The sequence below is a fragment of the Xanthomonas sp. LMG 12462 genome, from assembly GCF_009192885.1.
GTDB classification, from domain to species: domain Bacteria; phylum Pseudomonadota; class Gammaproteobacteria; order Xanthomonadales; family Xanthomonadaceae; genus Xanthomonas_A; species Xanthomonas_A sontii.
Window position 1 is genome coordinate 1 of record NZ_NMPP01000075.1, and the last position, 17,552, is coordinate 17,552.

The 17,552-nt window shown below is 71.1% G+C and carries 11 protein-coding genes and 1 pseudogene; all 12 read right to left on the reverse strand.

The genetic code is table 11. The features are described from left to right. Positions 1-3,480, reverse strand: a pseudogene (locus tag CEK69_RS16490) (tetratricopeptide repeat protein); the annotation flags it as partial. Continuing rightward, positions 3,468-4,634, reverse strand: coding sequence for a cellulose synthase complex periplasmic endoglucanase BcsZ (gene bcsZ, locus CEK69_RS16495; protein WP_152246789.1), 1,167 nt, complete (start codon positions 4,632-4,634; stop codon positions 3,468-3,470). The gene bcsZ and the pseudogene CEK69_RS16490, both read right to left, overlap by 13 nt. Beyond that, positions 4,631-6,919, reverse strand: coding sequence for a cellulose biosynthesis cyclic di-GMP-binding regulatory protein BcsB (bcsB, locus tag CEK69_RS16500; protein WP_017910603.1), 2,289 nt, complete (start codon positions 6,917-6,919; stop codon positions 4,631-4,633). Before bcsB ends, bcsZ begins: the two co-directional genes overlap by 4 nt. A gap of 59 nt (positions 6,920-6,978) precedes the next feature. Then, the gene (gene bcsA / locus CEK69_RS16505; protein ID WP_148829900.1) at positions 6,979-9,129 is read right to left on the reverse strand and encodes a UDP-forming cellulose synthase catalytic subunit; all 2,151 of its coding nucleotides are present in this window, start codon (positions 9,127-9,129) and stop codon (positions 6,979-6,981) included. A 95-nt stretch (positions 9,130-9,224) separates the two neighbouring features. Then, positions 9,225-9,611, reverse strand: a complete 387-nt coding sequence (locus tag CEK69_RS16510; protein WP_152181962.1) for a hypothetical protein — start codon at positions 9,609-9,611, stop codon at positions 9,225-9,227. Between the two features lie 47 nt (positions 9,612-9,658). After that, on the reverse strand, positions 9,659-10,117 hold the full coding sequence (locus CEK69_RS16515; RefSeq protein ID WP_026143666.1) for a cellulose biosynthesis protein BcsD: 459 nt from the start codon (positions 10,115-10,117) through the stop codon (positions 9,659-9,661). 219 nt (positions 10,118-10,336) lie between these two features. Continuing rightward, positions 10,337-11,521 (reverse strand): nicotinate phosphoribosyltransferase, encoded by a 1,185-nt coding sequence (pncB, locus tag CEK69_RS16520; RefSeq protein WP_152246791.1) that lies wholly within the window; start codon positions 11,519-11,521, stop codon positions 10,337-10,339. A 7-nt stretch (positions 11,522-11,528) separates the two neighbouring features. Further along, positions 11,529-11,807, reverse strand: coding sequence for a hypothetical protein (locus CEK69_RS16525; RefSeq protein ID WP_152246793.1), 279 nt, complete (start codon positions 11,805-11,807; stop codon positions 11,529-11,531). Positions 11,808-12,229: 422 nt separating this feature from the next. Further along, positions 12,230-13,192, reverse strand: coding sequence for a glycosidase-like protein (locus CEK69_RS16530; RefSeq protein ID WP_193314021.1), 963 nt, complete (start codon positions 13,190-13,192; stop codon positions 12,230-12,232). Continuing rightward, entirely contained in the window at positions 13,183-14,697 is a 1,515-nt protein-coding gene (locus tag CEK69_RS16535) for a hypothetical protein (protein WP_152246797.1), read from the reverse strand. Before CEK69_RS16535 ends, CEK69_RS16530 begins: the two co-directional genes overlap by 10 nt. Then, entirely contained in the window at positions 14,645-16,537 is a 1,893-nt protein-coding gene (locus CEK69_RS16540; RefSeq protein ID WP_226975195.1) for a glycosyltransferase family 2 protein, read from the reverse strand. The genes CEK69_RS16535 and CEK69_RS16540 overlap by 53 nt, the downstream gene beginning before the upstream one ends. A gap of 41 nt (positions 16,538-16,578) precedes the next feature. Then, positions 16,579-17,529 carry a hypothetical protein gene (locus CEK69_RS16545; protein ID WP_152246806.1) on the reverse strand — a complete coding sequence of 317 codons (951 nt, stop codon included), beginning with the start codon at positions 17,527-17,529 and terminating at the stop codon, positions 16,579-16,581. Positions 17,530-17,552: the final 23 nt, after the last annotated feature.

A 17,552-nucleotide genomic window follows, 5' to 3' on the forward strand; every position in this document is an offset into this window, starting at 1 on the left:
CCTTGAAGCCGCCGTTCTTGTAGGTCACCGCCATGCCGACGCCGCGCGCGTCCTGGTCCATGCGCCGCGCGCCGTTGCCGTTGGCGGCCATGGTGTACAGCGCCTGGCTGAAGCCGGCCGGCGTCAGCGCCGCGGCAGTGGGATTGGCGGCGAGGTTGCGGAAGCGGGCGATGTCGCTGCCGCCTCGCGCTGCGCGTTGGTCAGCGCCGGGTCGGTGTCGTTGAACAGCTTGTTGTACAGCCCGCTGTTGACCGCGTAGGTGCGCAGCGCGTTGCGGGTGGCGTTGCTGTTGCCCTCGGTGAGCAGCAGTTGGTACAGGTCGCTGCCGACCAGGCTGTCGATCGGCGTGCGGTCGGCGGCCAGGGCATCGCCCATCGCCGCGGCGGGGCCGGCGCCGAAGCGGCTGGCGGTGGCGTAGTCGGTGCCGAGCGTGCCGGCGTCGAGCAGGGTCGGGGTGACGTCGACCTGCAGCTTGCCCTCGCCCACCGCGAATTCGCCGTGCAGCGGCACTTCCAGATCGCGCAGCCGGCCCAGGCCGGCCTCGCCGTCGCGGGCGCGGTAGCTGGCGCCGGTGGCGAGGCTGTCGCTGTTCTCCGCCTGCACCTCGCGCAGTTCGTCGAGCACGCTGGAGCCGCCGGCGGCGGTGGCCGGTGCGGCCGGCTGGCGCAGGGACGTGCGCGGCGCCGCGGCCAGCAGCCCGTCCTCGCCGGGCAGCGCGCGCGGCGCGGTGCGGGCGGTGGTGGCGCGCTGGCCCGGCACCGGCAACGCGCCCAGGGCCACGCCCGCGGCGCTGGCGCTGGCCGGCGGCGGCAGGTCGTCGCCGGCGGCCACGGCCGGCGCGGACGCCGGCAGCGCGGACGCCGCGTAGGCCGGGGCCGGCACGCCGCCGCCGAGGCGGTCGGACACCACCGCGGCGCTGCGCGGCATGCGTCCGTTCATGCCGGCGAACGGATTGAGCGGGCGCCCGGCAGCGGCGTAGGACGCCGGGCCGTTGGCGGCCGGCAGGCCGTTGTCGTACTGGCCCGCCTCGCGCGCCTGCGCCGCCAGTGCGGCGCGGAAGTAGCTCTCGGCCTTGCGGTTCTTGCCGGCGCTGCGGTACACGCGGCCGGCGGCGCCAAGCACCTGCGGCGAATCCGGCGCCTGCGCCAGCGCGCGCTGCAGGTAGTCCTCGGCGCTGTGCAGGTCGCGCAGCGCGGCGGCGGTGTTGGCCGCGGCGATCAGCGTGTCCAGGTCGTTGGGCGACTGCTGCAGTTGCTGCTGGTACAGCACCAGCGCCTGGCGCTGGTCGCCGGCGGCGGCGTACAGCCGTGCCAGCGCGGCCACCGCCTGCGGATCCTGGTTCTGCTGCGCCAGCAGCGGCGCCAGCGCGTCGTAGGCGGCTTCGAGGTTGCCGAGTTCGCGCAGGGCATCGACCTGGCGCAGCACGTAGCCGCTGCGCAGCGCCTGGTAGCGGCGCTGCTGCTCGGCGCTCATGTCGCTGTCGCGCAGCTGGCGCAGGGTCGCCGCCAGTTCCGCGTCCTGGTGCGCGCGCAGCAGCACGCCGGCGTATTGCAGGCGCGCCTCGGTGGAGGGGTTCTGTGCGACCAGGCGCTGCGCCAGGGTCAGCGCGCGCTGGTTGCTGCCGATGTCGGCATAGGCGCCGGCCATCGCCGCCAGCAGTGCCGGCTGTTCCAGCGCGTCGCCCAGCGCGGCCTCGGTGCGGCCCAGCAGCAACTGCGCTTCGCCACCGCGGCCCTGCTGCTGCAGCAGGCGCGCCGTGGCCGCCTGCTGTTCGACCCAGGCGGTGTTGCGCAGCGCGCTCATCTCGGCGGTGCGGGCATTGGCCGGAATGCGTTCCAGGCTGGCGTAGGCGCTGGCCCAGTCGCCGCGTTCCTGCGCCAGCAGCGCATTGGCGTACAGCGCCTCGGACATGTCGCCGTGCACTGCGAGCAGGCCGTCCATGACGCTGCGCGCCTGGTCCGGACGCCCGGCCTGCTGGTACAGGCGCGCCAGGTCCAGCCGCACCCACGGATCGCCCGGGTTGTCGACCATCGCCTTTTCCAGCTCGCTCTGCGCGGTGACGGTGTCGCCGGCCTCCAGCGCCTGCTGCGCGCGGGCGCGCTGCAGGTTGGCTTTCAGCGCGGACTCGCCGCCGGCCTGCTGGCGCTGCGCCGGGCTGAGCCTGGCGAACAGCGCATTGGCCTCGTTGGCGCGGCCCTGGCGGCTGTACAGGGCGATCAGGCCCTGCAGCGCGCCGGCATCGTCGGCATGCAGGCGCAGCGCCTCGCGGTAGCTCTTTTCGGCGGCGGCGGCATCGCTGGCCGACTGCAGGTCGCCCAGCAACGCGTAGCCGGCGGCCTCCTCGGGCTTGAGCTTGACCGCCTGCTGGACCAGGCGCAGCGCGGCGTCGGTGTCGCCGCGGGTGCGCGCGGCCTGCGCCTGCTGCAGCTGCAGCCAGTAGCGCGCGCTGTCCAGCGCGCTGCGCCACTTGCCGTTGGCGGCCGCGGCCGGGCGCAGCAGTTCCTGCGCTTCGCCGAAGCGCTGCTGGCGCAGCCGCACCGAGCCCAGGCCACCCAGCGCCTCGGCATCGCGCGGACGCGCGCGCAGCACCTGCGCGAAGCGCTGTTCGGCCAGCGCCAGGTTGCCGGCGTTGAGCGCCTTGAAGCCTTCGCCCAACTGTTCGCCGGCCGGATCGCCGCCTTGCGCGCGGCGCTCCTGCAGTTGCGCGGCCTTCTTGGCGATCTCGGCATCGTTCGGATTGGCGGCCAGGAACGCCTGGTACAGCGGCGCATCGGCGGGGCCGGCATTGAGCCACAGCAGCGCCTGGCGCCAGCCGGCACGCGCGGGACCGGCGACATCGGCGCGCTTGCTCAGCGCGGCGAGCTGGGCGATGCCCTCGCGCCGCGACGGTTCCCGGTAGGTCTGCACCTGCGCCAGCGCCAGCGCCGCGGCGGTGTTGTCCGGCTGCGCGGCAGCCAGGCGGCGCAGGCCGTCGCGTGCGCCGTCCCAGCCCTGCGGGGTGCCGGCCAGCGCCTGGTAGTACTCCAGCGCCAGCGAGTCCGGCGGGCCCTTGCCGTCGAACAGCGCCTGGTAGGCGCGCACCGCGTCCACGTAGCGGCCGGCGGCGGCGGCGCGGCGTGCGTTGCGCAGGTCGATGTTATCGCCGGTGCCGCCGATCGACATGGCCAGGCGCTGGGTCTGCGGCGCCTGCGGATGCGCCTTCTGCAGCTGCGCCAGGCGCTTGCGCGCGTCGGTCTGGCGGCCCTGCGCCAGATCGATCTGGGCCAGGCCGAGCAGGGCGTCGGGCTGGTTCGGGTCGACCCGCAGCAGCTTGCGCCAGGCGTCGGCGGCGAGATCGTCGCGGCCCTGGTCGTGCCAGTAGTTGCCCTGGCTGACCAGTTGCTGGGTGGCGTCGGCGTTCTGCGCGTGCGCGCTGCCGGCGAGCAGGCACAGGTCGATCATGCCGGCCAGGTACAGGGGTTTGAGGTTCATGCGGAGCATTGGGTTCTCCAGGCGGGCTGCAGCGCGCCGTCTGCGGAAAAGCGGTAGCGGTTGTCGAGCCAGGCGCGTCCGAACAGGATCAGCACCCGGTCGTAGTAGGGAAGCCGTGCCGCGGCGGCGTCGCCGGGCGCGGGAATGCGTTGCACCTGCGCCTGGAGCAGCGCCGGTTCGCGCAGCGCGCTCAGGTACGGCAGCAGGGCCGCGGCGAAGCCGGGCGGCGCCTGGCCGCTGCCGACGCCCTGACGGCTGTCGATCTTCTCGTCGAGACGGCCCTGCGCGCGCAGTTGCTGCAGCGGGCCGGACAGGTCGTCGAGCAGCGCCTTGCGCAGCGGATCGGCGGCATCGAGCATGCCGGCCCACAGGTACACGCGGATGGCGTCGTAGCTGCCGATCGCGCCCTTGTCGGGGTCGATGCCGAACGCGCGGCCGTCCCAGGCGGTCCAGTCCGGCGCGAAGCCGATCGGCGCGCTGTCGCGCAGCATCCGTGCGCTGCGCGTGGCCAGGCCGGCCCACGGTCCCTTCGGATCGACCGCGGCGAAGCGCCGCAGCAACTGCAGCGGCAGGTAACTGGGGTTGAGCGTCCAGCGTTGCGGCCTGACGAACCCCTTGGCCGCCGGCAGCAGCATGCTGCCGAACCCGGGCAGCTCGGCCAGCTCGGTGCGTCGCACCAGCGCCAGCATCTGCAGACCGGCCTGGGTGTAGCCGGGCCGTTGCCACAGGCGCCCGGCCTCGAGCAGCACGTAGGCGATCCACAGGTCGGCGTCGCTGGCGCTGTTGCCATCGAGCACGCGCCAGCTGCCGTCGCTGGCGCGGCCCCACAGCCAGGCCGGCAGCACCTGCTGCGGGCGGCCGCCGCACAGGTTGTGCCGGGTCCAGCCGAGCACGCGCTCGAACAGCACCTGGTCGTTGGCCACCAGCGCGAAGAACAGCGCGTAGGACTGGCCTTCGGAGGTGCTGCGCTGGTCGGCGTGCTGGAAATCGATCACCCGCCCGCTGGCATCGAGGTGCTTGCCGACGAACGCGGTCCACTCGCGCCACGGCGCGCAGGCCGGCGCCGCCGCCAGCGCGGCGCGCGCCGGCGGCAGCAGCGTCGCCGCACCGGCGGCGAGCAGGCCGCCGAGCAGGCGTCGGCGTTGGCCGGTGTGTCCGTTCACTGCCCTGCCTGCAGCCGCGCCGCCGAATGCCGGCGCAGCACCACGCGCGCGGCCAGCGCCAGCAACACGCTCAGCAGCACCACCGCCAGGCCCAGCAACAGCGGGTGCTGCGAGAAGTACCAGCGCGCCCAGGTCGGCAGCGGCAGGTGACCGACATAGTAGGTCTGGTTACCGGCCAGGCTGCGCACCTTGCCCTTCTGCAGCAGCACCACGCTGCCCTGGAAGTCCTTCAGCGTGGCCGGCTCCAGCCAGGCGTCGAAGAAGTCCTCGACGCTGGCCGGGTCCTCGGCCAGCAGCGCGACCACGCTGCGCCCGGCCTTCAGCGGCGACTGGAAGCCCATCAGCACCACGTCGCCGGGTGCCGGCTTCACCGCCACCTCGGCGGTGGTCGGCAGGTCGGTGCGGCGCGCATCGAACGACAGGAAGCCGGGCAGCTTGTCCAGCACCCAGTCGCTCATCGCAAAGCGCCGCCCGCTGGCGCCGTCGCCGATCGGCAGCGCCGCGCTCCAGCGCTGGAACAGCGGTTGCGAGCGCAGGCTGCCGAACACCAGCAGGTCGCTGTCGGCATGCTTGTCGACCTCGGCGGCGTGGATCAGGGTCACCCGCAGCGCCGGGTAGCCGGTGGACGCGCCGAGCCGGCCGAGCAGGGTCAGCAGGTTGGCCATGTCCTGGTCGCCGATCTCGTCCGGCACCACCACGGTGGACTCGGACAGGTCGGCCAGGCGGGTGAACGGGAAGCCGGCATTGCCGAACGCGGCCAGGTTCGGCATCGCCATGTAGTGATGGAACGAGCGCAGGTCCACGCTGGAATCGGCGTCGATCGCGCCGGACACGTCGGGGAAGGTGTTCTTGCACGCTTCCGCCTGCGGGCGGTCGAAGAAGAAGTGGAAACGCAGCTGGCTGTTGGCCGAGAACGGCCCGGTCGGCAGCAGCAGTTTCTGCTCCACCGGCATCGCCCCCTTGGGCGAGAGTTCGTGCCACCAGCGCAGCGGCAGCGACTCGGCATAGGCGTGGCCGTTGAGCGGCAGCGTGGTGACGAAGGCATCGTTGATGCTGACGTTGAGCGCCGACTTGTTCTGCGTCTCCGGCACCGTGTAGCGATAGCGCAGGTTGACCGGGATGCCGTCGCGCTGCCACACGAACAGATCCGGCGGCAGCTGCAGGCCGACCCGGATCAGGTCGGGGTGGTAGCCGCTGACGTTCAACTGCGAGGTCTGCGCGACCAGATCGCCGAAGCGCACCGGCTTGTCGCCGGAGATCCAGTTGGGCGCGTCGTAGGGCTTGCGCGGCTGCGCCGGCTTGAGTTCGCCGATGCGCGCCACCGGGCCGTTGAACGGCGTGCCCAGGCTCAGCGCGGTGGCGGCCTGCTGCAGGTCGTTGTCGTTGCGGCCCAGCACCAGCAGCAGCTTGCCGGTGGCATCGCGCGGGTTGGTGATCATCGCCAGGGTCGGGCCGGCGATCTCGGTCAGGCCGGCCTGGGTCGCGGCCAGTTCCGCCGGCAGGGTCGCGGCGGTGGCGAACAGCACCGCGTTGCCGGTGGCCGGCACATCGCCGATGGCCACGCCGAACGACGCGCCGCGGTAGCCGGCCTGCGCGCCGAACCAGGAGGCGACGATGCCGGCGCTGCGCAGCGTGGCCAGGTCCGGGCGCTGCGGGAACACGAACGGCAGTTCCAGGCGGCGCGTATCGCGCTTGTCGTAGAACGGCACCGGCAGCAGCGCCAGGTCGTTGCGCAGCACCAGCGGGGTGGCGGTCAGCGACAGCCGCGTGGACGGATCGATGTTGGCCCACAGACTGGTGTGGTCCGGATCCTCGCAATCGCGGGTGTAGTGGCCGATCAGTTGCAGGTTGAGCCGGTTGTAGTCGCTGATCAGGCGCGGATCGATCGGCACGTCGCTCTGCTGCAGCTTGCCGGCGTTCTCGCGGCTGACCGGCAGGGTCGCCACGGTGACGCCGTTGACGCTGACTTTCAGGTGCGACAGGTCCGGCAGCAGCGCCGGCGAGTAGCTGTAGACCAGATGCAGGTTCGCCGCCTGCACCACTTCGTCGGTGCGGGTGCTGAAGGCGATACCGGCGCTGCCCTGGATGCCGCGCAGGGTCATCTCGTAGTCCACACCCAGTTGCTTGAGCGTGGCCGAGCGCTCGCGTTCGGCCGGAGACGGCAGCGGCGTGGCGGTCGCGGCGGCGGCCGGCGCCTGCGCGGTGGCGGGAAGGGTCGGCTCCTGGGCCAGGGCGAGGCCGGAGAGAACCGTGAGACAGCACGCAGCCAGGGCGGGTAGACGCATCGACGGCAACCGGATGGAAGTGAAAGAGAGGAATGAACGCGACACGATGGAACGGCGACTCACGGCGCAGCCTCCTCGCCGGCGGTGCGGCCGCGCCAGCCGCTGCGCGCACTGCTGGCGACGTGCTGGCCGAGGCGCCTGAAGCCGCGCATGCTGGCCGCGAACACGCGGCCCAGCGACACCCAGAAGCGGTCGCGGTCGTGACGGCCCCACTGCGACACCCAGATGTCGGCACGGGCGAAGGTGCAGGCCACCAGCCAGCGCTCCTGCTCGATCGACATCGGCCGGAACTGGATGCTGATTTCGCCGTCGCGGTCGTGGCGCACCATCGCCGGCAGACGCTTGGAGCTGCCGCGCTGCGGCAGCGCGATCTCCACCGGCAGGTCCGGCTCCACCGGCACCGGCTCGAGCAGGCGCAGCGCCATGCCGCCGGTGGAGAAGTTGACCGTGCGGCAGGCCAGTTCGCGGCCATCGGCCAGGTGCAGGGTGGCCGGGATATCCAGCGGCACGCGGTGCGAGCGGCGCACCTGGCGCATCTCGCTGGCGGTGGCGATGGTGGCGCCGAGCAACAGCACGTTGTACGCGGTCCAGGCCAGGTTGAACCAGATCGTCTGCGCCTCGCCGCCGGGCTGCACGCTGAGCAGGCGCATCACGCCCGCAGCCAGGCCGGCCAGGTTGAGCACCAGCAGGAACAGGTAGGGCTTGGCGATCTGCCCGTCGAAGTAGCTGCGCGGCACCAGGCCACCCTTGGGGGTGACGTTGAACTTGCCGAGCTTGGGATTGAGCAGCGCCACCAGCGTCGGGCGCAGGATGTACCAGGCCAGGGTGGTCTCGTAGACCTCGTTCCACAGCAGGTGGCGGAACTTGCCCTGGGTGCGCAGGTTGGTCAGGTTGGCCTGCAGGATGTGCGGCAGCGCATAGGCCAGGATCATCAGCGCCGAGGCATGGATCACGTGCGCGCCGAAGAACAGGAACGCCAGCGGCGCGGTCAGATAGACGATGCGCGGCAGCCCGTAGAAGAAGTGCAGCATCGCGTTGGCGTAACACAGGCGCTGCGACAGGCGCAGGCCCTTGCCCAGCAGCGGGTTGTCCAGCCGCGCGATCTGCGCCATGCCGCGCGCCCAGCGGATGCGCTGGGCGACGTGGCCGGACAGGCTCTCGGTGGCCAGGCCGGCGGCCTGCGGCACCGCGATGTAGGCGCTGCGGTAGCCGCGGCGGTGCAGCTTGAGCGCGGTGTGCGCGTCCTCGGTGACGGTCTCCACCGCCACCCCGCCCACTTCCTCCAGCGGCTTGCGCTTGATCACCGTGCACGAGCCGCAGAAGAAAGTGGCGTCCCACTGGTCGTTGCCGTCCTGCAGCAGGCCGTAGAACAGCTCGCCCTCGTTGGGCACCTTGCCGTGGTTGCCGAGATTGCGTTCGAACGGATCGGCGGAGAAGAAGTAGTGCGGCATCTGCACCACCGCCAGCTTGGCGTCGCGCAGGAACCAGCCCATCGCCACCTGCAGGAACGAGCGCGTGGGGATGTGGTCACAGTCGAAGATCGCCACGTACTCGCCGCTGGACTTCTTCAATGCCGCATTGATGTTGCCGGCCTTGGCGTGGAGGTTGTTGGTGCGGGTGACGTAGTGGATGCCGACCTGTGCGCAGAACGCGCGGAACTCCTCGCGGCGGCCGTCGTCGAGCAGGTAGATGTTGAGTTTGTCGGCCGGCCAGTCCATCACGCTGGCGGCGAGGATGGTCGAGCGCACCACCGACAGCGGTTCGTTGTAGGTGGGAATGAACAGGTCGACGCTGGGCCATTCGCGCTGGTCGGCCGGCAGCGGCAGCGGCCGCCGGTTCAGCGGCCACAGCACCTGGAAATAGCCCAGCGCCAGGATCACGAACGCGTACAGTTCGGCCAGCAGCAGGCCCAGGCCCAGGCTGAGGTCGACCGGGCTGCTCATGCCCACGGTCTGGGTCAGGCGCCACCAGATGTAGCGCGAGGACACCGCCAGCGACAGCGCCATCATCACCAGGATCGCCAGGCGGCTGCCGCTGCGCCGCAGCAGCATGGCCGCGGCGAACACCACCAGCGAGAACAGCAGTTGCTGCGGCACATCCATCGGGATGGCGACGACGAAGACCAGCAACACGGCGCCCAGCAGCCACAGCGACCAGTTGGCCAGGACATGCAGCGGGCGCGCGGCACGCGACGCGGAGGCAGCGCTCATCGGCGATTCCTAACAAGGGGAGGAGGTCGGCGCGCGGTCTTCCCCACCGCGCGGCGACGGCAAACAGGTGCGGCGCCCGCAGGCGCCGCATGGCATCAACGATTCAAGAAGCGCTTGAGCGGACCGCCCGGCGCCGGCACCGCGGCCTCGCGGCCGACCTCGAGCAGGCGCTGGAAAAGCTGCTGCAACGGCGTGCCGGTCGCGGTGCCGATGACGGCGGCCGACACAGGCGCCGCCGGTGCGGCGGGCGCGACCGGCAATGGCGCAGCCGGCCTGGGCTCGACCGCGGCGCGCACCACCGACAGCACCGGCGCCGGTGCGGGAGCCGCCGGCGGCGGCGCGGCGGCAGCCGGCTCGGCGGCGCTGAGCCGGTCGGCGGAAAAATCCTGGTAGGCGGTGGCGCCACTGCTGCCGAGCTTGGCGAACAGGCTGGAGACGTCGTCGCCGGTTTCGGCACCCGTTTGCTTGGACTTCTTGGACATGACGCCCCTCATGACGATCTGAAAATAGTCGGTCGCTACCGCCGCGCTCAGCCGGCCCTGGCCAGCACGAAGCGGCGCAGGTCTTCGTGTCCGGACGACAACGCACGCACGCCCAGGCCGGCCGACATCCCCACCTGCATGAACCATGCCTGATATACCCCTTCCAAGAAGCCGTCGGCACCGCCGGCCTGCCCGGCCAGGCCGATGTGCAGCGGCGAGCCGGCATGCAGCAGCTCGACGCGGTCGGCGTGCTCCTCGAAGCGCGCATAGCCCCACTCCAGCCGGTCCCAGACGCGGTTCACCGCGTCCTCCAGCTCCTGCAGGGTGGTGCAGGCGCCGACCTGGTGTTCGGCGGCGAAGCGGCGGCCGATGCGCGCCATCAGCAGGGCCAGGTCCTCGGCGCCCAGCTCCGCGGCGAACTCCTCGGCGAGCGCGCGCAGAAAGCCGCGCCACTGCCGCGAACAGGCATGGGTGCGGTAATGGGTCTGCAACGCGTGAGCGCTCATCGAGGAAGTCTCTGGGCAGGGACGGAACGACAACGGCGTAGCGGGTGTGGCGCCCCGGGCCGACCGTCGCCGGCCGTCACTAATGCGACACAGTTCTCACTTTGTGACGCAGTGTATCTCACTCTTTCTTCACCGCAAAGCCCTGATGCGCCGAACTGCGACCCCTGCCCGCCCGCTCCGGGACCGGCGCTGGGTCGGCACCGGCAGGGCCGCCCAGACTCAGTGCCGCTCCTCGGCCGGCACCTGGAACACCTGCCGCAGGTAGGCCAGATAGGCCGGATCGTCGCACAGGGTCTTGCCGGGCGAGTCGCTGAGCTTGGCCACCGGCTGGCCGTTGCAGCGGACCATCTTGATCACGATCTGCAGCGGCACCAGGCCCAGATCGTTGGTCAGGTGCGTGCCGACGCCGAACGCCAGCATGCAGCGATCGCGGAAATGCGCGTACAGCCGCATCACCTTGTCGATGTCCAGGCCATCGCTGAACACCAGGATCTTGCTGCGCGGATCCACCCGATGCCGCTGCAGATGCGCCAGCACCCGCTCGCCCCATTCGAACGGATCGCCGGAATCGTGGCGCATGCCGTCGAACAGCTTGCAGAAGTACAGGTCGAAATCGCGCAGGAACGCATCCAGGCCGACCACGTCCGACAGCGCGATGCCGAGATCGCCGCGGTACTCGCGCGCCCAGGATTCCAGCGCCGCCGCCTGCGAATCGCGCAGCCGCGGCCCCAGCGCCTGGAACGCCTGCAGGTATTCGTGCGCCATCGTGCCCAGCGGGGTCAGACCGTAGCGGCGGGCGAAGTACACGTTGCTGGTGCCGACGAACTGCTTGCCCAGGGTCTGCTGCAGCACCGGCAGCAGTTCGCCGTGCCAGGCGCGCGAATAGCGGCGGCGGGTGCCGTAGTCGGCGATGGCGCAGTTGTCGTAGCCCGGGGTGTCGCGCAGCAGCGCGATCTTGGCCTGCAGGCGGCGCAGGCCTTCGGCATGGTCGGCACCGCCGGCGTTGCGGAACCACACCTCGTTGACGATCGCCAGCAGCGGCACCTCGAACAGGATGGTGTGCAGCCACGGCCCACGGATATGCAGCTCGATCTCTCCGGGCACGCTGGTCGAGGCCTGCAGTTGCAGGTACTTGCGGTCCAGGTGGAACAGCGCCAGGAAATCGACGAAGTCCGGCTTGATGAAGCGCATCGTGCGCAGGTAGTCCAGCTCGTCCTCGCGGAAGCGCAGCGCGCACAGCGCGTCGATCTCCGCCGAGATCTGCGACAGGTACTGCGCCAGGTCGATGCCCGGGGTGCGGCACTTGAAACGGTATTCCACCTGCGCGCCGGGATGCTGATGCAGCACCGCCTGCATCATGGTGAACTTGTAGAGGTCGGTGTCCAGAAGCGAGTCGATGATCATCCGCCGATTATGCGCTCAGTGCGTTGCAGGCTCCGTCTTCGTGCTTTTCTGTGGGAGCGTCAGCCGCGACCGGGCGTTCCGATGAGGTGCGGCCGCGGCTGATGCCGCACAATTCAGCCATGGTGACAACGAGTGCAAGAGCAAAGCTTTCGCCTAGCGGCGAGTTACTTTTCTTTGCTTGTGCAAAGAAAAGTAACCAAAAGAAGCGCTTCACCACAGCCGAAGGCTGGTCAAGCACACCCTGCCTCGCGCCCTCCGCGCTGACGCGCTCCGGGTCCGCGTCCATCGCGGGGATCCGCGGAAGGGGCTTGGCTGCTTCGCAGCCAAGTCCGGGGCAGTCGCCTCACGGCGCCAGCCCGCCCGCCGGGGCGAAGCAGTGCTTCGCCTTTTCCGGCGAGCCCTGCCCTGCCGCGGACGGCGCACATCCCTGTGCGCCGCCCTTCGGGTGTTTCCCCGCGATGGCCGCCGCTTCGGAAGGGAACCCGATAAGTCAAAAGCAAGGGCAACAGCCAAAGCCAAGCGACTGCGACTCCCAAATGGACTCGCGATGATCGGTGTCCGGACGTGCTGTGGGAGGGACTCTCGCCGCCCTTTTGTGGGATCAGCCACGACGGCTTCCGAGGTCAGATCGTCCGCCTACTCCGTTCGTCGTGGTTGCATGACAGTTGACTCCTGCCAAGGGCGAAGCGCGCCCCTGATCCCTGACCCTCACCGCTTCAGCACCGCCTGCGCCGGCTTGTGCTGCACGGTGAAATCGCTGTCGCGCGCACCGCCGGCGTCTGGATCGGTGTACCAGCACCACAGCGCGATGCCGGCGATGCGCGGCTGCGCGTCGAGTACCTCGCGCCACTCGCGCAGCACTTGCGCCTGCAACGCGGTGTCGACCTCGGCCGTGCGTTGCTCCGGGCTTTCCCAGGGCGCCGCCAGGCTGCCGTGCGCCGAGCGCAGGCCCAGCTCGGCCACCCACACCGGGCGGCCGCTGCGTTCGCCCAATGCCTGCACCCGCGCGGCCGCCGCGCGCATCTGCGCGCGCCGTTGCTCCGGCGCGGCGGCCAGCGCCGGATACAGGCTGGTGCCGACGAAATCGAACCGGTCCCAGTAGCCGAAGCGCTCGGCCTGCTCCAGGCCGTCGGCGACATAGCCGATCGGGCCGCGATAGACCTGGCGCACCGCCGCCAGCAGCGCCGGCCACTGCGGCGCATCCTGCAGCTGACGCAGCTCGGTGCCGACGATCAGCGCGCTGGCGCGCTCGTCGGCGGCGACCTGGGCCAGTTGCAGCAACGCACGCCGGTAGGCGGCGAACCAGGCGTCGCGATCGGCCGGCGCGGCCTCGCCGGCCCAGTGCCCGGGAATCCACAGATGCACCTTCAGCACCGGCTGCAGGCCGGCGGCGCGCATCTGCCGCAATCCGGCGCGGACCAGCGCCGGGCTGCTGTCGCTGCCCAGCACCGGGGTCGAAGACTGCGGCGACGCCTGCCAGACGAAGGCGACCAACAGCGCACGCGAAGCGCCGGCCTCGGCCAGTTGCCGCAGCGACTGCTGCGCGGCGGCGCTACCCCACGGCGCCTGCGGCGACACCTTGACGTTGGCGCCCATCCAAGGCGGCGGCGCCGCACTGCAGCCGCCGGCGCTCAGCGCCAGCAGCAGCGCGGTCAGCAGTCTCACGGCGATCGGCGCCATACCCGGTAGATGCCCTGGTGGTAGACCAGACTGTAGCCCGGCAAGCCCTGCTGCCATAGCTGCGGGAAGCGACGGTTGAGGCTGTCCAGGGCGCCGGTCTGGCTGGCCGGGTCGCTGACCACCACTTGCGCCGGCATCTGCCGCGGATCGACCAGCGCCTGCTTGAAGCGCGGGTCGAACGGCAGGATCAGTTGTTTGGCCTCGCCGCGCGCGACGATCACCGGATAGCTGGCGCGGTCGTCGAGCAGGGTCGGCAGCCGCGCCTCGGCCAGCCACGCGCCCAGGTGCGCAGCGTCGGCATGGCGCGGCGGCGCCGGTGCCTGCAGCGCGGCGATCCAGTCGCGGGTGGTGGAGGTGGCGGTGCGGGCGATCACCCAGCCGCTGGACACCGCGCCGGCCAGCAGCAGCGCCAGGCCCAGCCAGCGCAGGTTGCGGCGCAGGTCGCCCAGCACCAGCGCCGCCGGCACCAGCAGCAGGGCGAGGAAGTCCAGCGGCTGCGCCGTGAAACGCGCCCAGGTGGCGAGCGTGCCGGCGCCGATCACGGTGGCGGCGGCGGCCAGCACGCTGCGCCAGGTGTCGCTGTCGCGGGTGTGACGCAGCAACAGCAACAGCGGCGCGCTGACCACCCCGGCCAGCAGCAGCCACAGCGGCGGCCACCACGGCTGCGCCGCGGCCTGCTGCAGCCACGGCTGCAGCGCCGCCTGCGCCGAGATGCCGCGGAAGGCGGACGTGGCGTCGCGCACGAACAGCAGCGGGTCGCCGAAGAACATGTAGTTGAGGTACATCCATGCCCCCACCGCGAACAGGAACGGCAGGTAGCACACCAGGTAGAACGCCAGCGGCGCCTGCCGCATCAGCCGCGGCGGCGCGATCAGGAACAGCCACGGCGCCAGCCCCACCGCCAGGAAGCAGGCGCGCTCGTCGACGAAGAACAGCAGGCACAGGCTCGCGGCCAGGCGCAGGTAGGCGAAGGCTTCCGGATCGTCGCGGAAATGGCGCAGCGCGCGCGCGGCCACGTAGAACACCAGCAGGCCCAGGCCCTGGTTGTTGCCGGACAGGGTGGGCCACAGGAAGAACGGCTGGATCACCACACCCGCACTGAGCGCCCAGGCCCAGCCGCGGCCCAGGCCGGCGGCGATGTCGCGCCACAGCAGGGTCACCAGCGTCGCCCCGGCCAGCACGTCGACCAGGTACGGCAGCAGCGGCGTGGACAGGCCCGGCAGGCCGCCGAGCAGCACGCCCAGGTACAGCGAGGCCTGTGCGTACAGGAAACCCAGGTACTCGATGCGGAAGCCGGCCGCGTCGCGCAACAGCAGCAGTTTGGCGTACTGCGCCATCGCGTCGTCGCTCATGTAGCCGTGCGCGAGCAGCCGGTGGCACAGCAGCGCCAGCAGCGCCGCGGTGAACACGAACACCGCGGTGCCGCGCGCGCGCGGCGGCGCGTCAGTCGTCGAGCGCGGCGCGGCGCTCTTCGGCCATGTGCTTGCTGATGCCATGGGTGGTCTTTTCCCAGTAGAACGGGTTGCGGATGAGCTGCCACAGGCCCTTGTAGGCGGCGATGGACTGCAGCAGCCAATACAGCGGCACGGTCAGCGCGTAGGGCGCCAGGCGGAAGTAGTCGCGCTTGAACGCCGCCACCAGGGTCATGTAGATCAGGAAGCCATTACCGAGCAGCAGGTTGAGCAGGCTCAGGTACAGCAGCGCCGGCGGGAAGAACGGATCGAAGAATTTCGAGCCCACCGCCAGCCACAGCCCGTAGCTCAACCACATCAACGGCGCGGCCAGCGCGGTGAAGAAGGTGCCGCCGACGAACAGCTGGAAGCCCCAGAACCCGCGCACGCCGGTGGAGCGGTACAGCTGCACCGGGTCGCGCATGTGCACCAGCCAGGTCTGCATGTAGCCCTTGAGCCAGCGCGAGCGCTGCCGGATCCAGTTGGGGATGCTGACGTTGGCTTCCTCGAACGTGGTCGAGTTGACCACGCTGACCCGGTAGCCCTGCTGGGTCAGGCGCACGCCCAGGTCGGCGTCCTCGGTGACGTTGTACGGGTCCCAGGCGTGGACCTTGCGCAGGATGTCCAGGCGGAAGTGGTTGGAGGTGCCGCCGAGCGGAATCGGGATGCGCAGGGTTTCCAGCGCCGGCAGGTAGAAGTCGAACCACAACGTGTATTCCAGCGTGAACATGCGCGTGAGCCAGTTCTCGTCGGCGTTGTAGTAGTTCAGCCGCGCCTGGATGCAGGCCACGTCGGCCGGCGACTTGCGGAACGCGGCGACCACGCGCTTGAGCTGGTCCGGCTCCGGCTTGTCCTCGGCGTCGTAGATGGTGAGCATCTGCCCGCGGGCGAAGCGCAGCGCGTAGTTGCAGGCCTTGGGCTTGGTCTTGGGCTGCGACGGCGGTACCCGGATGATCTCGAAGAACGCCTCCAGGCCCAGGGCCTTGGCCGCCTCGATGGTCTCGGTGTCGTCGGCCTCCAGCACCAGCTTCACGTCCAGCTTGGAGGTGGGGTAGTCGAGCCGGCGCAGCGCGTTGGCCAGGATCGGCAGCACGTCCGGTTCCTTGTACATCGGCACCAGCACCGTGTAGACCGGCAGGTCCTCGTCGCCGAGCGAGGCCACTTCCTCGTCGCTGACCTTGATGTCGATGCGGCGCCGCGCACCGCGCCAGGCCAGCACCAGCTTCAGCCCGAAGGTGGCCAGGAACGCCACCGCGATCAGCGTGTTGAGCGCGATCAGGGTGACCAGCGGCCACAGCGCCAGCGCCGCGGCCAGCACCACCGTGAGCGCCACCAGGAACACCGACTGCGCGCGGGTGATCACCTGCCGCGCCGAATGCTCGGGCGCATGTTCGGCCAGCAGGTTCAGCGCATCGTGGGTGAGCTGCGCGTCGGCGTGCTGCTGCAGGCTCCAGACGATGTCGAACTTGGAGGTGCCGACGAAGCGCACCTGCTCGCCGTAGGTGGCGCGCGCCCAGGCGAAGATCTCCGGGCCGGGATCGGCCACCGCCAGCACCAGCTGGCCGTCCTCCTCGCGCCACGGCAGCACCAAGCGCTGCGCGTAGTCGGCCAGCCGCTCCGGCTGGAACAGCGCCGGGTCGATCGGCTGCTTGAGCAGGTTGGCGAAGTTCAGCCCGAAGTGCTGCGCCAGCACCGTGTAGAAGCGCAGCGGCGCGACCCCGCGCTGGGCCAGTACCACGTCGCCCAGCCGCGAGCGCCAGCGCGACTGCAGGGCCAGCGCGTTCTGCAGCTGCGGCGGGTCGATCACCCCTGCGGCGACCAGCGCCTCGCCGATCGGCGCCTGCAGGCCGCCCTCGGTGGGCAGCCGCCCGAGCCGGCCGGGCACGCTCGCCTCGGCGGCGACGCTCTCGTGTTCGCCGGACACGGCTAGAACCGCCACCAGGCAGCCACGAACGGACCGCCCGCACCGCCGGTGTTGCGCCCGGCCACCGGCTGCTGGTAACCGAGCTGCAGCTGCGTGCCGCCGGGCAGCGTGTACAGCACCGAGGCCTGCAGCTTGCTGAAATCGAAGTTGTTGCCGCGGATCGGCGTGTTGTCGCCGGGCGCGTAGATCCGGTTCGGGCCCTTGCCGTTGCCCAGGCTCTGGATCACGTTGAACTCACCGATCAGCATCCAGCGCGGGGCCAGCGCCAGGCCGCTGGACACGTCCAGCCGCGCCTCGTCGGAGGCGTCGCCGCCGCGCAGCCGCACCGCCGTGCCCAGGTCGACATAGCCGTCGTGTTCGCCCAGGCGATAGCCGCGGCCCACGCTGTAGCGCAGCTCGGCGCCGTAGTCGCCCTGGCCCAGTGCCGGCCGCTCGCCATCGCGCTGGCGCGCATACGCGGGCACCAGCGCCAGCACCTGCAGCGCGCCCTGCCAGGGGCCGTCGCGGCCGTCCGGGTCGAGCCGGTAGCGCAGGCCGATTTCCTGGTCCGACCAGCCGCTGCTGTGGCGGTCGCCGTAGCCGCTGTCGTTGCGGTAGCCGACCTTGCTGAAATAGAAGTTGCCGACCAGGGTCAGGTCCGCGCTCAGCCCGTATTCGCCGTAGAGATTGAGCTGGTCCTGGCGGCTGCGCCCGGCATCGGGGAAGTTGCCCGACTGGCCGTGGCTGTTGAACACCGCGCCGCCATCGGTATGGCTGGCCTTGAGGATCACCAGCCCGTGACCGGCCTCGTCGACCCAGGCGCTGGCCCAGCAGGGACCGGCCGCCAGGGCGAGCAGCGCCAGCGCCAGCCGCGCGCGGCGCGCAGGCGTGGCGCGGTGGGCAGCGGGCATGGGCACAGCGGACGCGCAGGCGCGCGCGTGGGTGCGCGGACGCACGCCGTCGAAATCATGCATGGTTGAGTTCCTGGTGGGGTTCC

Coding starts and splice junctions, on each gene's coding strand:
- CEK69_RS16545 (WP_152246806.1), bottom strand. CDS start 17,529: ATGCATGATTTCGACGGCGTGCGTCCGCGCACCCACGCGCGCGCCTGC.
- CEK69_RS16525 (WP_152246793.1), bottom strand. CDS start 11,807: ATGGACGCGGACCCGGAGCGCGTCAGCGCGGAGGGCGCGAGGCAGGGT.
- bcsA (WP_148829900.1), bottom strand. CDS start 9,129: ATGAGCGCTGCCTCCGCGTCGCGTGCCGCGCGCCCGCTGCATGTCCTG.
- CEK69_RS16535 (WP_152246797.1), bottom strand. CDS start 14,697: ATGGCATCAGCAAGCACATGGCCGAAGAGCGCCGCGCCGCGCTCGACG.
- CEK69_RS16515 (WP_026143666.1), bottom strand. CDS start 10,117: ATGAGCGCTCACGCGTTGCAGACCCATTACCGCACCCATGCCTGTTCG.
- pncB (WP_152246791.1), bottom strand. CDS start 11,521: ATGATCATCGACTCGCTTCTGGACACCGACCTCTACAAGTTCACCATG.
- bcsB (WP_017910603.1), bottom strand. CDS start 6,919: ATGCGTCTACCCGCCCTGGCTGCGTGCTGTCTCACGGTTCTCTCCGGC.
- CEK69_RS16510 (WP_152181962.1), bottom strand. CDS start 9,611: ATGTCCAAGAAGTCCAAGCAAACGGGTGCCGAAACCGGCGACGACGTC.